This is a genomic window from Methylobacterium sp. SyP6R (genome assembly GCF_019216885.1).
GTDB lineage: Bacteria > Pseudomonadota > Alphaproteobacteria > Rhizobiales > Beijerinckiaceae > Methylobacterium.
The window spans coordinates 564621-579749 of record NZ_JAAQRC020000002.1 but is presented as its reverse complement, the minus strand read 5'-3'; the positions used below and the strand labels follow the sequence as shown (position 1 = coordinate 579749).

Below are 15129 nucleotides of genomic sequence, written 5' to 3'. Positions count from 1 at the left end.
GGTTGGACGATCAGGCCGGGACCGCCTGCGCCCGCACGGTGCGGGCATGCGAGCGGCTGATCATCACGACGCTGACCGCGGCGGCCAGGTCGAGGAGCGCCACCGGCAGGAGCCCGAGGGCGAAGCTGCCGGTCGCGGTCTTCACCAGGCCGACGACGTTCACCATCAGGCCGCCGCCGATCAGGTTGGCGATGGCGTTGATGCCGGCGAGCCCCGCCGCGAGCGTCCCGGCCGAGAGCCAGCCGGCCGACAAGGCCCAGAACGGCCCCTTGAAGGCGTAGGCGCCGACGAGCGCGAACGACACCGCCACGATCGTCAGGGTCAGGCCGCCCGCGAGGTTGAGGAAGGCGAGCCCGCAGCCGGCGAGCAGCAGCGGGATCGCGGTGTGCCAGGTGCGCTCGGCCCGGCGGTCGGAGTGGCGGCCCCACAGGATCATCAGGACCGTCGCGATGCCGTAGGGCACCGAGTTGACGAAGCCGGTCTGGAGGTTCGTGAGCCCGAACGACTTGATGATCTGCGGCTGCCAGACCGAGAGCGTGCTGCCGGTGGCGGACGCCCCGGCGCAGACGAGCGCCATGGTCAGGAAGTACTTGTTGCGCAGGAGGCCCCAGAGCGAGATGTGGCCCACCGGGGTCTTGCCCGCCGCCTCCTCGGCGAGGCGGGAGACCAGCCAGTCGCGCTGCTCGGGGGAGAGCCAGGTCGCGTCCTTCGGCTTGTCGGTCAGCACGAACAGGCAGGCGATGCCGAGCAGCACCGTCGGCAGGCCCTCGAGCACGAACAGCCACTGCCAGCCCTTGAGGCCGAAGACGCCGTGCAGTTCCAGGAGCGAGACGGAGAGCGGCGAGCCGAGGAAGGTCGCGAGCGGGATCGAGACCGTGAAGGTCGCGAGCACGCGGGCCCGGTACCGGCCCGGCAGCCAGTAGGTGAGATAGAGGATCGCCCCGGGGAAGAACCCGGCCTCGGCCGCGCCCAGGATGAAGCGCATGGCGTAGAGCGAGTGCGGCCCGGTCACGAGCGCCATGCCCATCGTCACCAGGCCCCAGGTGATCATGATCCGGGCGATCCAGCGCCGGGCCCCGACGCGCTGCAGCGCCAGGTTGCTCGGCACCTCGACCAGGAAGTACGAGACGAAGAACAGGCTCGCGGCGAAGCCGAACATCGCCGGGGTGAGCCCGAGATCCTGGTTCATCTGCAGGGCGGCGAAGCCCACGTTCACCCGGTCGAGCAGGGCGAAGAAGTAACAGACCATCAGGAACGGCACGAGGCGCAGGATCACCCGGCGCATCGTCGTTGCCTCAAGGGTCTGCGGGTCGTCTGTCGTGGCGCTCACGTCCCGTCCTCCCGTCTATCGATTCTTGCTTGTCGGTCAGAGGCCTTCGCAGCCGGCCTTCTCGAGCTCGCGCTCGACCCAGGACCGGTCGACGGTGCCGGCCTTGATCGCCGCCATGGTCTTGGCCTCGCCCTGCTGCTTCTTGTCGGCCGCGGCGAAGACCCTTTCCGTGAGGTCGTACGGCACGCAGACGAAGCCATCGTCGTCACCGACGATCAGGTCGCCGGGCTCGATCACCATTCCGTCGATGGCGATCGTGCAGTTCACCTCGCCGGGACCGCTCTTGTACGGCCCGCGATGGGTCACGCCGGCGGCGTAGACCGGGAAAGAATTCGCCCTGATCCAGCCGGAGTCGCGGACGGCGCCGTTGATGATCACGCCCGCGCAGCCGACCTGCTGGGCGTGCGAGAGCATGAGCTCGCCGACGATCGCGTTGGTCAGGTCGCCGCCTGCATCGACGACGATGACGTCGCCCGGCTTCACGCGGTTGAGGGCGGCATGGACCATCAGGTTGTCGCCCGGGCGCGCCTTGACGGTCAGGGCGACGCCGCAGAGCACGCCGCCGGCATGCATCGGCCGAAGCCGCGGCCCGCCATGCGTCATGCGCAGCATCGAGTCGCTGATGTTGGCGACCGCGATCGCCTTGTACTTCTCGACCGTGGCGGCCTGGACCGTGCGGGTGCGGGGATGAATCTTGAAACCGATGGACATGGGGGTTCTTCCAGGGTTCTTGTCGGCTTTGTGACGTCCATCCCACCCACGACCTCATCCTGAGGTCGCGAGTGGGATGGGATGATCGATGTCGATACGTTTGCGGATTGCGCCGAGCGTCGGTTCACGCGTCGCCGACAGGCTTCAACCCCGCCTTCTCCGCCATCGCGTCCAGCGCCTCCTGGTAGGTGGCCGGCACAACGCCCTTGAAGTGGTCCTTCAGCCCCAGGCTCTCCTTCCAGCGCAGACGTTGCGCGATGGCCCGGGCCATGATCGGCTCGACGCCGGAATCGGCGACCGCCTCGGCCGACATCTCCAGCTCCTCGGCGCGGCGCTTGGCATGGATGACGCCCGACGGGGTCAGGCTCTTCACCGTGTCCATCCACGGCCGGTCCAAGGTCTTCGAGGCGGAGGCGAGCACGACCTCGTCGATGCCGTATTGCCGGGCGGCGAGCAGCATCTCGTCGTGTAGCGCCTCGATGCCCTTGATGAGGACCGAGCGCAGGATCTTGATGCCGGACGCCGTGCCGAGCGCCGGGCCCATGAAGGCGATCTGCATGCCCCAGGGCACCAGGAGGTCGCGCACCCGCTCGCCGGCCGGGCCGCTCGACAGCATCCGCATGGAATAACCGTGCAGCGGCGTGCCCTCGATCGCGCCGTCGCCGAGGAGCGCGCCGGTGCCGGACAGCCGCTCGGCGACGGCCTGCTTCACCTTCGGGGTGGCGGAGGCGAAGTCGAGGAAGGTGTGGCGGTTCGTCAGCACCGGCGCGAAGGCCTCGGCGCTCTCGACCGAGGCGACGCCCGGCGTCACGCTGACGATCAGGTCGGCGGCCTCGGCGAGCTCGGCGTTCGAGCGAACCAGGGTGACCCCGGCCTCCCGCGCCCGGCCCTGTATCAGATCGGCATAGGGTCCCTCGAAGGCGTACTTGTCGTAGCAGGCGATGCGCTCGAGGCCCGCGCCTCGCAGGCCTGCGCCGAGGGTGCTGCCGATCTCGCCGTAGCCGACGAGGCCGAACCGGAATTGCGTGCGCTCGGTCATGATGAGGCTCCTGTGATGTCGGGGTCAGTGCGCCGCTTGCCTGAGGCGGGGCGCGGGGATCTGGGTCGCGAGGTGGTCGCGCAGGATCTCGACCGGGTGCGGCAGCCGCACGCCGTCGATGAGCTTGGCTTGCGAGCGGCAGGAATAACCGTCGGCGAGGAGGCGGCCGGTCCGGCCCCTCTCGGCCACGGGCCTCGCCCAGCTGAGGCCGTAGATGCGCTCGGAGGTCGCCCGGTTCCCGGCCTCGTGGCCGTAGGTGCCGGCCATGCCGCAGCAGCCCGAGGGCAGGACCGAGAGGGAGAGACCGAGGGACTGGAAGACCTGGACCCAGGCTGCCACGGCGGGTTGCGCCGTCGCCCGCTCGGTGCAGTGCGGTAGCAGCCAGTAAGCCTCCCCGCCGGCATGAGCCGCGCGGGCATCGAGGCGCGCGGCGAGCCATTCCTGCACCAACAGCACCTGGGGCAGATCACGTCCCGGGAGCGCCTGCTTGTACTCGGAGCGGTAGGTCAGCGTCATCGAGGGATCGAGGCCGACGAGGGCGACGCCGGTCGCAGAGAGCCGGCCGAGACCCTCGGCGTTCCGGGCGGCGACCCGCTCGAACGCCCCGAAGAAGCCGTGGACGTGCAAAGGCTTGCCGTTCGGCCGGAAGGGCGCGAGCCAGGGCCGGATCCTCAAGCCCGTCAGCAGGTCGATGAGGGCCAGCAGGACGGGCGTGTCGTAGTGGCTGGTGAAGGCGTCCTGCACCACGACGACGCTCGCCAGCCGCTCGGCCGGCGAGAGCCGCGCCAGGACGTCCGCCTCGGCCAGGGCGACGCCCCGCCGCGCCATCTCCCGCCCGAGATCGAGCCCGGACAGCGTCGGCGCGTGGACCAACCCGACCGCCCTCCCCGCCCCCAGCCTCGTCGCCGCGTTGACGAGACGCGGAGCCCGGGCGAGCCAGGGCGCCAGCGGCTCCAGGGCGGCGACCGCGTGGTGGCGCAGCGGCCGCAGGTAGCGCCCGTGATAGAGTTCCAGGAACTTCGCCCGGAAGGTCGGGACGTCGACCTTGATCGGGCATTGTCCCGTGCAGGACTTGCAGGCGAGGCACCCGGCCATCGCCTCGTGCACCTCGTGCGAGAAGTCGTCGTCGCGCCGGCGCAGGGTCGCGGCGAGGCGGGCGGGAAAGCCGCGCCAGCCCGGGCGGGCCCGTGACGCGCGCGCCTCCGCCAGCGGGTCGACCCCTTCCATGGCCAGTCGCCGCAGCCACTCGCGCATCAGCTGGGCGCGGCCCTTCGGGGAATGCCGGCGCTCGCGGGTGCCCTTCCAGGACGGGCACATCGCCTCGTCCGGGTCGTAAGTGAAGCAGGCGCCGTTGCCGTTGCAGTGCAGAGCCTTGTCGTAGGCCGCACGCACTTGCGCCGGGATCGCCCGGTCGCGGCTGCCCTTGGTCGGCACGCCGTCGATGGTGAGAAGGCGGCCCCCCTCCCCCGCGGCGATCTTGCCCGGGTTGAACTGGTTCCTCGGGTCGAAGACGGCCTTCACCGCCTGGAGCGCCGGGTAGAGCGGGCCGAACACCCGAGGCGAGAACTCGGAGCGCACGCCCTTGCCGTGCTCGCCCCAGAGCAGGCCGCCGTATTTCTGCGTCAGCGCGACGACCTCCTCGGTGACCGCGCGCACCAGGCTTTCCGCGCCCGGCGCCTTCATGTCGATCGCCGGCCGCACGTGGAGCACGCCGGCATCGACGTGGCCGAACATGCCGTAATCGAGGCCGCGCCGGTCGAGGGCGGCCCGGAACTCGGCGATGAAGGCGGCGAGGTTTTCCGGCGGGACCGCGGTATCCTCCACGAAGGCGATCGGGCGCGCCTCGCCGGACCGGTTGCCGAGCAGGCCGACCGCCTTCTTGCGCATGGTCCAGATCCGGCCGATCTCGGCCTCGGCCCGGGCGATCCTGTAGCCGCGCCGCCCCGCCGCTTGCCCGGTTCCTTGCCCGGTTCCTTGCCCGGTTCCTGGCCCGGCTCCTGGCCCGGCCGCATCGAGCAGGGCCGTGAGGCGGGCGAGCTGTCCTGCCACCGCCTCCTCGCTGTTGCCGACGAACTCGACGAGGTTGACGCCGCGGGCCCGCTCGCCCGCATCCTCGGGGAAGAAGGCGGCGACGCCGTCCCAGACCGGGTCGCCCTGGGCCAGCGCCAGCACCGTCGAATCGATCGTCTCGATCGAGGCGGGCGCAAGTTCGCTCAGCGCCCGCGCGTCGCGGAGCGCCGCGTCGAAACTCGCGTAACGCAGGACGACCAGGGCCGCATGGCTCGGCAGCGGCAGGACGGCGAGCGTCGCCTCGGCCAGGAAGCCGAGCGTTCCCTCCGAGCCGCACAGGACGGCGTTGAGGTCGAACAGCCCGTCGGCGCGCCGCAGATGCGCTAGGTCGTAGCCGGTCAGGCAGCGGTTCAGCGGCGGGAAACGCTCGGCGATCAGCGCCGCGTTCTCGCGCTGGATCCGGTCGATCTCCCGGTGGATGGCCCCGGCCCGGTCGCCTCGCGCCTGAGCTGCGGCGAGCCCGGCCGCATCGAGGGGCTCGGAGTGCCAGACCGTGCCGTCGGAGAGGATCGTGGTCAGCGCCCGCACGTGGTCGCGGGTCTTGCCGTAGAGGCACGAGCCCTGGCCGCACGCGTCGGTCGAGATCATGCCGCCGATCGTGGCGCGGTTCGAGGTCGAGAGTTCGGGGGCGAAGAACAGCCCGTGGGGTTTGAGCGCCGCGTTGAGCTGGTCCTTCACCACGCCGGCCTCGACCCGGACCGTGCGGGCCTGCGGATCGATCGCCAGGACCCGGTTCATGTGCCGCGACAGGTCGACCACCAGCCCGTCGGTGAGGGACTGGCCGTTGGTGCCGGTGCCCCCGCCGCGCGGCGCGATCCGGATATCCGCGAAGCGGTCCTCGGCGAGCAGCCTGGCGATCCGCACGAGGTCGTCGCGGTCGCGCGGGAAGGCGACCGCCTGCGGCGTGAGCTGGTAGATCGAGTTGTCGGTCGCCAGCACGGTGCGGTCGGCGGCGGCCAGGGAGAGGTCGCCGGCAAAGCCCCGCGCCCGCAACTCGGCGCAGAAATCCGCGTGGAGCGGCGCCGTCTCGGGGGCGGAAGTGAGGCGCGGGATCATGACGTCAGGCCGCGACCGCGACGGGGAGATCGGCCCGGCGGACATGCCGGCCGAAGGCGAGCATCAGCACCGCGCCGGCCAGCAGGCAGGCCCCGACCGCGACGAGCGGCGCGGTGAACCCGCCCGAGAGGTCGCGCACGAGACCGATCATGTACGGCCCGGCAAAGCCGCCGAGATTGCCGATCGAGACGATCATGGCGATCCCGCCGGCGGCCGCGCGCCCGGTGAGGAAGCTTGATGGCACCGCCCAGAAGGTGGCGACGTAGGAGTTGATGCCCATGACGGCGACGCAGAGCGCCGCGATGGTGAGGATGGGCGTGGGGGTGACGGCGCTGCCCATGAGCGCCGCCGCGCCGACGAAGAGCGAGATCGCCGGATAGATCGTCCGGTCGCTGCCGCGATCCGACATCCGGCCCCAGACCACCATGGCGACCGCGCCGCAGATGTAGGGGATCGCCGCCACCACCCCGACGAGGGAGGTGGCGAGGCCCATCTGCCGGATGATCTGCGGCAGCCACAGGCCGATGCCGAGCGACCCGACGATGGAGCAGAAGTTGACGCAGGCGAGAGCCAGCACGCGCCAGTCCCGCAGCGCCTGGGCGAGCGTCATCTTGTGCTTCCGCTCGATCGCCGCCTTCTCGGCCGCGAGCCGGGTCACCAGGGCGTCGCGCTCGGGGAGAGACAGCCAGGCCGCCTTCTCGGGCCGGTCGGTGAGGACGAACAGGCAGGCGATTCCGAGCGCCACCGCCGGCACCGCCTCGAGGACCAGAAGCCACTGCCAGCCCTTGAGGCCGAAGCCTTCGAGCTGGATCAGCGCGCCGGAGATCGGCGAGCCGAGGATGTTGGCGACCGGGATGCCGAGCAGGAACAGGGCGGTGGCGCGGGCGCGCACCGCGGCGGGAAACCACAGGCTGAGATACAGGAAGACACCGGGCACGAACCCGGCTTCGCCGAGCCCCAGGAGGAAGCGCGCGATGCCGAACTGCACCGGGCCGGTGACGAAAGCGGTCGCCGCCGAGACCAGGCCCCAGGTGATCATGATCCGGGCGATCCAGATCCGCGCGCCGACGCGCATCATGATCAGGTTGCTGGGAATCTCGGCGATGAAGTAGCCGAAGAAGAACAGGCCGGCACCGACGCCGAAGGCGGTCGCCGTGAGGCCGATATCCTTGTTCATCGTCAGCGCGGCGAAGCCGACATTCACGCGGTCGAGGTAGCTGACCACGTAGCAGACGAACAGGAACGGCAGGATCCGCCACATCATCTTGCGATGGAGCGCCTGCTCGTCGACCGAAGCCGGCGGCGCGAAATCCGGCTGCGCCGGTCCTGCCCGTGTCATGACGCTCGCTCCCTGCCGATTTTGCAACGGCGTTTCATTTTGATTAGATCCGTCGCCTCGACGGGTCAAGCGTGCGGGATCCTGCGCGAATGCCGCAGGGGGGAGCGCCCTGTCCGGGGTTTGGCGGCGGCACGCGCCACCGCTAAGGGAGGCGACCGCGAAGCTTCAGACCCGCGAGCGTGAGACGAATGTCGAAAGAGGCCCGACCGAGACCCAAGCTCGAAGGCGTCGCCTCGGCCGAGCGGGTCCTGACCGTCCTGACCGCGTTCCAGCGCGGCGACGATGCGCTCGAGCTGACGGAACTCGCCCGGCGCACGGAACTGGTGAAGAGCACCATCATGCGGCTGTGCATCTCGCTCGAGAAGTTCGGCCTCATCGAGCGGCTGGACGACGGGCGCTACCGCCTCGGCGTCGAGGCGGCGCGGATCGGCTCGGTCTACCAGCAATCCTTCGCGCTGGAGGAAAGGGTGGTCCCGGTTCTGGAGCGGCTCGCGGCCGAATCCATGGAGACCGCGTCGTTCTACATCCGCCGGGGAAACCAGAGGCTGTGCCTGTTCCGGGCCGACTCGCCCTACCCCCTGCGCATGAACGTGCGGCCGGGCGACATGCGGCCGATGGACCAGTCGGCGATCGCCCAGGTGCTGGCGACCTTCGGCGACCGGACGGCCCAGCGGGCGCCGGTCGAGTTGCCGCTCTACACCTCGGGCGTGACCGACCCGCACGTCGCCTCCCTGGCGATGCCGGTCTTCGGTGCCGGCGGCCGGCTCGTCGGCGCCCTCTCGCTGTCCGGTCCGTCCTCGCGTCTCACCGCCGCGCAGGCCGCCAGCCTCGCGCCGCGGCTGCGGGAGGCCGCTGAGCGCCTATCGGCGGAACTGGGGGCGCAGGGGTGAGGCGGAGTTTTCGTGCGAGCGGATTTCGAACAAAATCTTGCGGCGAAGCAGCAAATCCCGTCCTATCATCTCATCATGAGAGCCTATTTGAGCGGTTTGATCTTTTAAAGACCGAAAGCGAGAACGAGATGTCCTACCCTTCCACCTCATCCTGAGGTGGAGGGTCGGATAAGCTCAATCTTTGCCGATCCCGAGTATAAAATCCCGTTCAAACAGCCTTTTAGGCGCCAACGAAATTATCATGAAAATATATTTCAATAATTATGATGAATTTCTTTAGAAATATTTCTACGTCAGATGATCCCCGACCGCCACCACCTCAGGATTAAGTGAAGAGGCAGGACGCTCCGTTGTTCGAATGTTCGGGAAATAATCCCGCTCCTTTGCTCCCTTCCAAAGCGCAGGCCAATTCTGCGGAATACAGGGCTCCCCAGGCAGCGGATGAGGTATCGTCCGCGGAAACGAGCCCGACTACGACCCAGAGGGCTCTCGAGGCCCCGCCGGCAACGTGGCGCTCGATCGCCCCAGACCCAGGAGAGGAGGCCCCATGACGGACATTCTCATCGTCGGCGCCGGACCCGTCGGCCTGACCATGGCGGCCGAACTGGCGCGCTACGGCATCGGCGTGCGCCTGATCGACCGCGCGCCCCACGCCACCGAGACCTCGAAGGCCCTGGTGGTCTGGTCGCGCACGCTCGAACTCATGGATCGGATGGGCTGCACCGGGGCCTTCCTCGCGGCCGGCCTGCGGGCGCCCGGCGCCTCGATCCGCAGCGGCGAGACAATCCTCGGCTCTCCCCGGTTCGAGGGCATCGCGAGCGCCTACAACTTCGCCCTGATGATCCCGCAGCGGGACACCGAGCGGCTCCTCGCGGCGCATCTGCGGTCGTTCGGCGTCACGGTCGAGCGGCAGGTGGAACTGGTCGGCTTCCACGCGGCGGAGGACGGGATCGAGGCGCGTCTGCGTCACGCCGACGGACGCGAGGAGAGCGTGAGGACGCCGTGGCTGATCGGCTGCGACGGGGCGCACAGCGCGGTGCGGCACGGGCTCGGCCTCACGTTTGCGGGCGCGGCGCAGGGCGACGACTGGCTCCTCGCCGACGTGCGCCTCGACGGTCCGGGGGCACCGCCGCCGGACGAGATCGCGACCTACCTGCACCGCGACGGCCCCTTCGTGGTCTTCCCGATCCCGGGCCGGCGCGCCCGCGTCGTCGCCACCTTGGGCCCGACGGACGCGGCGCATCCGCGCCCCGATCCCACCCTAGCCGACGTGCAGGCCCTCATCGACCGGCGGGCCGGCGGCGGCTTTCGCGCCGCCGATCCGGTCTGGCTGACGCATTTCCGCATCAACGAGCGCAAGGTGGCCGAGTATCGGCGCGGGCGCGTCGTGCTGGCCGGGGATGCTGCGCATATTCACAGCCCCGCCGGCGGCCAGGGCATGAATACCGGCATGCAGGACGCGGTGAACCTCGCCTGGAAACTGGCGATGGTGCAGCGCGGCGAGGCGGATCCTCGCCTGCTCGACAGCTACAGCCCCGAGCGCAGCGCGGTGGGAGACATGGTGCTGCGCAATGCCGGCCGGCTCACCGACATGGCGACGCTGGCGAACCCGGCGGCCCAGGCCGCGCGCAACCTCGCGCTGCGCTTCCTGCTCGGTTTCCATGCGGTCCGCGACAGGATGGCGACGACGATGAGCGAGATCGAGATCGCCTATGCGGGCTCGCCCCTGTCGGTCGGGCCGGGCGCCGGCGCGCGCTTCGAACCGGAGGCCTATGGCGGAAAACCGCCGGGCGCCGGCGGCGCCCCTCGTTTCGTCCTCTACGCCGCCGACGCGGAACGTGGGGCGGCGCTGACGGCGCGCTACCCCGGCCTCCTGGAGCCGGCGCCGCGCTCGCCCCCCGACGCGTCCGGCCTCCTGGTCGTCCGGCCCGACGGCTATGTCGGCCTGTCGGCGGCAGGCGGCGCCTGGGACGAGGCGGAAAGGTACCTGCAGGCGCTCGCAAGGGCCGACTGACGTCTCGCTTGCGGATGTCTCGCTTGCGTTAGAGCTTGAAGCACGCCCATAAAGCCCGGGCGTGGAGAGCCCGGGAGGCGACGTGAGCGCCGCCGGGCGGCTGCCCTCGGCGAGCCGTCGCAGGGTCCGAGCAAGGAGCGTCCCCGCATGAGACCGATGGCCCGTGCGGCGAGCGCCCTCGCCTTCACCCTCGCCGCGGGAAAAGCCGCGGCCCAGTCGCCCTGCACCGAGGAGACGCGGTTCGATCCGCCCTTGCGCGTCCTTCGCTGCAGCGACGGGCTGGTGCTCGAGACCGAGCAGGGCAGCGGGCTGCGGCCGATCGACCGCGACGGCGACGGACACCTGGAGGGCGCCGAGATCGGCGGCCGCTCCGTCCTCGTCACGCTGCCGCCGGGCCCGCGGGTGCGCCGGGAGGGCTTCCAGATCCTCACGCCCCATGCGATCGCCTCGGTGCGCGGCACCGTCTACGCCGTCGACGTGACCACCGGGCGGACCTCGGTCTTCGTGCAGCAGGGACGCGTCGTCGTCGCGCGGCGGCGCGGCGCGGACGATGCGGTCACGCTCGGACCGGGCGAGGGCGTCGACGTCGACATGGACCGGAGCCCGCTCGCGGTGCGGCGCTGGCCGCAGGAGCGGGTCAGGGCGCTCCTCGAACGCTTCGGGCGCTGAAGGATCGTCGGCCCGATGCCGCAGGCCGCGCCCGGACCGCGCCGCCGGCTGGACCGGCGCTTCGCCCTGATCGCGCTCGCCGCCGCCCTCGGCTGGAGCGGCTGGCTCGCCCATCTCCACCTCGCCGGCCGCGCGACACCCCTCGACCGGATCGAATCGGCCCTGACGGACCTGCGCCTGCGGCTCGCCGGACCGCGCCGGCCGCCGGCCGACGTCGTGATCGTCGCCATCGACGACGAGACGGTGCGGCGCGAGGGCGGGTTCCCGGTCCCGCGCGCGGCGATGACGCGGATCGTCGAGACCATCGCCGCGTCGCGCCCGCGGGCGCTCGCGGTGGACGTCCTGTTCCTGGAAGCCGGCCGCCAGCCGGAGGCGGACCGGGCGCTCGGCACCGCGCTGGCCGCGGTGCCGGCGGTCCTGGCCGCGGCGGCCGTCTTCGAGGGCGGCGCGAGCGAGGACGGCATCCCGGTCGCCGCCGCCCTGCACCGGCCGGTTCCCGAGATCGGCCGCGCGGCAGCCTCGGGTCTCGTCAACGTGTCGGAGGATGCGGCCGGCGTCCCGCGCCACCTGCCCCTCGTGGTGCGGACGGGGGAGGACGTCGCCGCCGCCTTCGTGCTGCGCGCCGCCGCCCTGGCGAGCCGCAACGATCCGGTCGTGGGCCCGGACGCCGTGCGGATCGGCACCACGACCGTCCCGCTCGACCTCGGCCGTCACCTGCCGCTGCGCCCCTACGGACCGCAGCGCACGATCCCGACGGTGAGCGCCGCCGGCCTCCTCGACGGCACGGTCCCGCCCTCGGCGCTGACCGACCGCATCGTCGTGGTCGGCGTCACGGCGCTCGGCGGCAGCGATACCTTCGCCACCGCCTTCGACCCCGTGATGCCGGGCGTCGAACTCCTGGCGACCGGCATCGACCACCTGATCATGGGAGGCGGGCTCACCCGCGACATCGGCGTGCGGCGGCTCGACGCCGCCGCCGCCGTCGTCCTCGCGGCCGCGGCGGCGCTCCTGATCGCGCTCGCTCCGCCCGGTCCGGCGATCGTCCTCGTGCTCCTCCTCCTGGCGGGATGGCTGGCGGCGGGCGCCGTCGCCTTTGCCGGGGGCGTGTGGTGGAGCGCCGCCCTGCCGCTCGCGGCGGCCGGGCTCCCGGTACTGCCCTGCGCGGTCGCCCGGCAGATCCTGGACCGCCGCCGGGCCGCCGCCCTGGCGCGCTCGGAGGCGGCGTTGCGCCGGCTGCAGCCCGCCGCCCTGGCGGACCGCCTCGCCTGGGATCCGGCCTACCTGGCCGAGCCGGTGGCGCGGGACATCCCGGTCCTGTTCATCGACCTCACCGGCTTCACCCGCCAGAGCGAGCGCCTCGGGCCGGTCCGCACCCGCGCGGTGCTCAAGGCGTTCCACGACCTCGTCGACGAGACCTCCGCCCGGCACGGCGGCCTCGTCGTCAACTTCATGGGCGACGGCGCGATGGTGGTGTTCGGCGCGCTCGATCCCGATCCCGCCGCGGGCGCCCGAGCCGTCGCGGCGGCGGGCGATCTCGTCGGGCGCACCGCCGCGTGGATCGGGCACGAGCCCGAGCTGGCCGGCGCCGGGCGCGCCCTCGACGTGCGGATCGGCGGGCATTACGGCCCGGTGATCCTCTCGCGCCTAGGCAGCGACACCAACCAGCAGATCACGGCGATCGGCGACACGGTCAACGTCGCGAGCCGCCTGCTCGCGGTCGCCTCTCAGGCCGGCGTCCGCCTCGCGGTCAGCGGCGACCTCCTGGGTGCTGCCGGCATCGGCGCGCCCGGCGAGACCTTCGACGGGCCGCACCCGACGGCGATCCGCGGCCGCGCGCAGGGGCTCGCCGTGTGGCTGGGGCGCGGCCCACCGCCCGCCGGGCGGCGGGATGGGGGCCGGAACCCTGTGTGATCCGGATCACGGATCGCCCCCGGGATCGGAGCCGAGGTGGTGCTACCCCACCATCGCTCCGGCGTCGCGGAGGTGGGGCTGCGCTTGCGGCTCATCTACGGCCACGCCCCTCCCACCCTCGACCTCATCCTGAGAACCTGCTTGAATAGGATTTTCTGCTCAAGACTTGAGACGTGTGGGACCATCCTACCATCCCACCTCAGGATGATGTCGCAAACGGGAGGAAGCACTCGATCGATCAAACACTCCCTGAAAACCGGGAGCGATCGGCATCCGAGAAAAATCCGAAAATCATCCCGTACTCGACAGACCTTGCCCCCGCTCCCGTCCGGGACTATCGAAGGCGCCCGACCGGAGCAGCGACGCCGATGAGACTGAACCTGACTGCAATGCCGACCCGCCTTGCCGCCAGGATCCTCTCGTCGCATGCCAGCACAGCTCTCCCTCCTGAACGTCACGTGGTCCGCGCCTGACGGGCGCCCCGTCCTCACCGACATTTCCGCCAGCTTCGGGCAGGAGCGGACCGGCATCGTCGGCCGCAACGGGGCCGGCAAGACGACCCTCCTGGGCCTCCTGGCCGGCCGGCTGCGGCCGGCGGGCGGCAGTCTCGTCGTCCACGGGTCGGTCGCGCTGCTGCGCCAGTTCGCACGCCTTCCTCCCGACGACACCGTCGCCGATCTGTTCGGCGCGGCGGCGGGCCTGGCGCTGCTCCGCCGCGCCGAGAGCGGCTCCGCCACGGCCGAGGACCTCGCCGAGGCCGACTGGACGCTCGCGGAGCGCCTGACGGAGGCCCTGGAGCGGATGGGCGTTGCGGCGGAGCCCGACACGCCGCTCCGTCACCTCTCCGGCGGGCAGCGCGCCCGGGCCGCGCTGGCGGCGGCGATGTTTTCGCGGCCCGATTTCCTGCTCCTCGACGAACCGACCAACGACCTCGACCGCCAAGGGCGGCAGGCGGTGCACGAGATGCTGCAGGGCTGGCGCGGCGGCGCGGTCGTGGTCAGCCACGACCGGTCCCTGCTCGAGGCGATGGACGCCATCGTGGAGATCGAGCCGGCGGGGGCGAACCTCTACCGGGGCAATTTCGACGCCTACCGGCACGCGAAGGCCCTGCGCCTCGCCGCGGCCGAGCATGACCTCGCGCTGGCCGAGAAACGGGCCGCGGACCTGGCCCGGCGGACGCAAGCGACGGTCGAGCGCCAGCAACGCCGCGACGCGGCTGGGCAGCGCCGCGGGGCGCGGGGCGACCTACCCCGCATCCTCGTCGGCGGCCGCCGGGACAATGCCGAGCGGACCGCCGGCGGCCTTGCGCGCCTGGCCGAGCGCCAGCACCTCACCGCCGAGGCCGAGCTGGCGCGGAGCCGGGACCGGGTCGCGTCGGAAAAGCCCCTCGCCGTCGCCGTTCCGCCGAGCGGGCTTCACGCCGACCGGCGCGTCCTCACGGTCGAGGACGTCACGGTCGGGTATCGGCCGGGACGGCCGGTCCTGCAGGAGGTGTCGCTGGCGATCACCGGGCCGGAGCGCGTCGCGCTCGGTGGACGCAACGGTTCGGGCAAGTCGACCCTGCTCGATCTCGTCGCGGGCCGCCTCGCCCCCTGGTCGGGGCGGGTGTCGGTCGGCGTACGCGCCGCCCTGCTCGACCAGCGCCTCACGCTGCTCGCCCACGACAGGACGGTGGCGGAGAACTTCGCGCGTCTCAACCCGGGGGAGGACGCGAACGGATGCCGGGCGGCCCTGGCGCGGTTCCAGTTCCGGGCGAAGGCCGCCGACCGTCCGGTCTCGGCGCTCAGCGGCGGCCAGCAGGTCCGGGCCGCTTTGGCCTGCCTTCTGGGCCATGTGGCGCCGCCGCAACTCCTGCTCCTCGACGAACCGACCAACCACCTCGACCTCGAGGCCGTCGAGGCCCTCGAATCCGGCCTTGCCGGCTATGACGGCGCGCTTCTGGTCGTCAGCCACGACGAGGTCTTCCTCGACGCCCTGCGGATCACGCGGCGCGTCGCCCTCGGCGGACGATCCGGGTGAGCGCCGCGTCGAGGTCCGGCATCACCGCGCCGCACGGGCCCGAAGTCGAAAGCCGTCTACAGACAGGACTCCCGCCCAGCG

Annotated in this window: 10 protein-coding genes; 5 read left to right on the top strand and 5 right to left on the bottom strand. The window is 71.6% G+C overall.

From position 1 onward, the window contains the following. Positions 1-10: 10 nt before the first annotated feature. From HBB12_RS31970 to HBB12_RS31950, 5 genes are all read right to left on the bottom strand, one after another. Positions 11-1285: an MFS transporter gene (locus tag HBB12_RS31970; RefSeq protein ID WP_236993526.1), complete on the bottom strand. Its 1275-nt coding sequence runs from the start codon at positions 1283-1285 to the stop codon at positions 11-13. Positions 1286-1366: 81 nt separating this feature from the next. Then, the gene (locus tag HBB12_RS31965) at positions 1367-2041 is read right to left on the bottom strand and encodes an RraA family protein (RefSeq protein WP_236993107.1); all 675 of its coding nucleotides are present in this window, start codon (positions 2039-2041) and stop codon (positions 1367-1369) included. Between the two features lie 124 nt (positions 2042-2165). Next, positions 2166-3080 (bottom strand): DUF1932 domain-containing protein, encoded by a 915-nt coding sequence (locus HBB12_RS31960; protein WP_236993106.1) that lies wholly within the window; start codon positions 3078-3080, stop codon positions 2166-2168. A gap of 24 nt (positions 3081-3104) precedes the next feature. Then, positions 3105-6206 (bottom strand): D-2-hydroxyglutarate dehydrogenase YdiJ, encoded by a 3102-nt coding sequence (gene ydiJ, locus HBB12_RS31955; protein ID WP_236993105.1) that lies wholly within the window; start codon positions 6204-6206, stop codon positions 3105-3107. A 4-nt stretch (positions 6207-6210) separates the two neighbouring features. After that, positions 6211-7545 (bottom strand): MFS transporter, encoded by a 1335-nt coding sequence (locus tag HBB12_RS31950; RefSeq protein WP_236993104.1) that lies wholly within the window; start codon positions 7543-7545, stop codon positions 6211-6213. Between the two features lie 188 nt (positions 7546-7733). Between HBB12_RS31950 and HBB12_RS31945 the strand changes: the two genes are divergently transcribed. The 5 genes from HBB12_RS31945 to HBB12_RS31925 all read left to right on the top strand — a co-directional run bounded on the left by HBB12_RS31945 (position 7734) and on the right by HBB12_RS31925 (position 15048). Continuing rightward, positions 7734-8435 carry an IclR family transcriptional regulator gene (locus HBB12_RS31945; RefSeq protein WP_236993103.1) on the top strand — a complete coding sequence of 234 codons (702 nt, stop codon included), beginning with the start codon at positions 7734-7736 and terminating at the stop codon, positions 8433-8435. Positions 8436-8982: 547 nt separating this feature from the next. After that, positions 8983-10449 carry an FAD-dependent monooxygenase gene (locus HBB12_RS31940; protein WP_236993102.1) on the top strand — a complete coding sequence of 489 codons (1467 nt, stop codon included), beginning with the start codon at positions 8983-8985 and terminating at the stop codon, positions 10447-10449. Between the two features lie 147 nt (positions 10450-10596). Then, entirely contained in the window at positions 10597-11118 is a 522-nt protein-coding gene (locus tag HBB12_RS31935) for a FecR domain-containing protein (RefSeq protein ID WP_236993101.1), read from the top strand. A gap of 15 nt (positions 11119-11133) precedes the next feature. Then, a complete protein-coding gene (locus HBB12_RS31930; RefSeq protein WP_236993100.1) occupies positions 11134-13029 on the top strand; it encodes an adenylate/guanylate cyclase domain-containing protein in 1896 nt (631 codons plus the stop codon). Positions 13030-13455: 426 nt separating this feature from the next. Then, on the top strand, positions 13456-15048 hold the full coding sequence (locus tag HBB12_RS31925) for an ABC-F family ATP-binding cassette domain-containing protein (RefSeq protein ID WP_236993099.1): 1593 nt from the start codon (positions 13456-13458) through the stop codon (positions 15046-15048). The last annotated feature ends 81 nt before the right edge of the window (positions 15049-15129 follow it).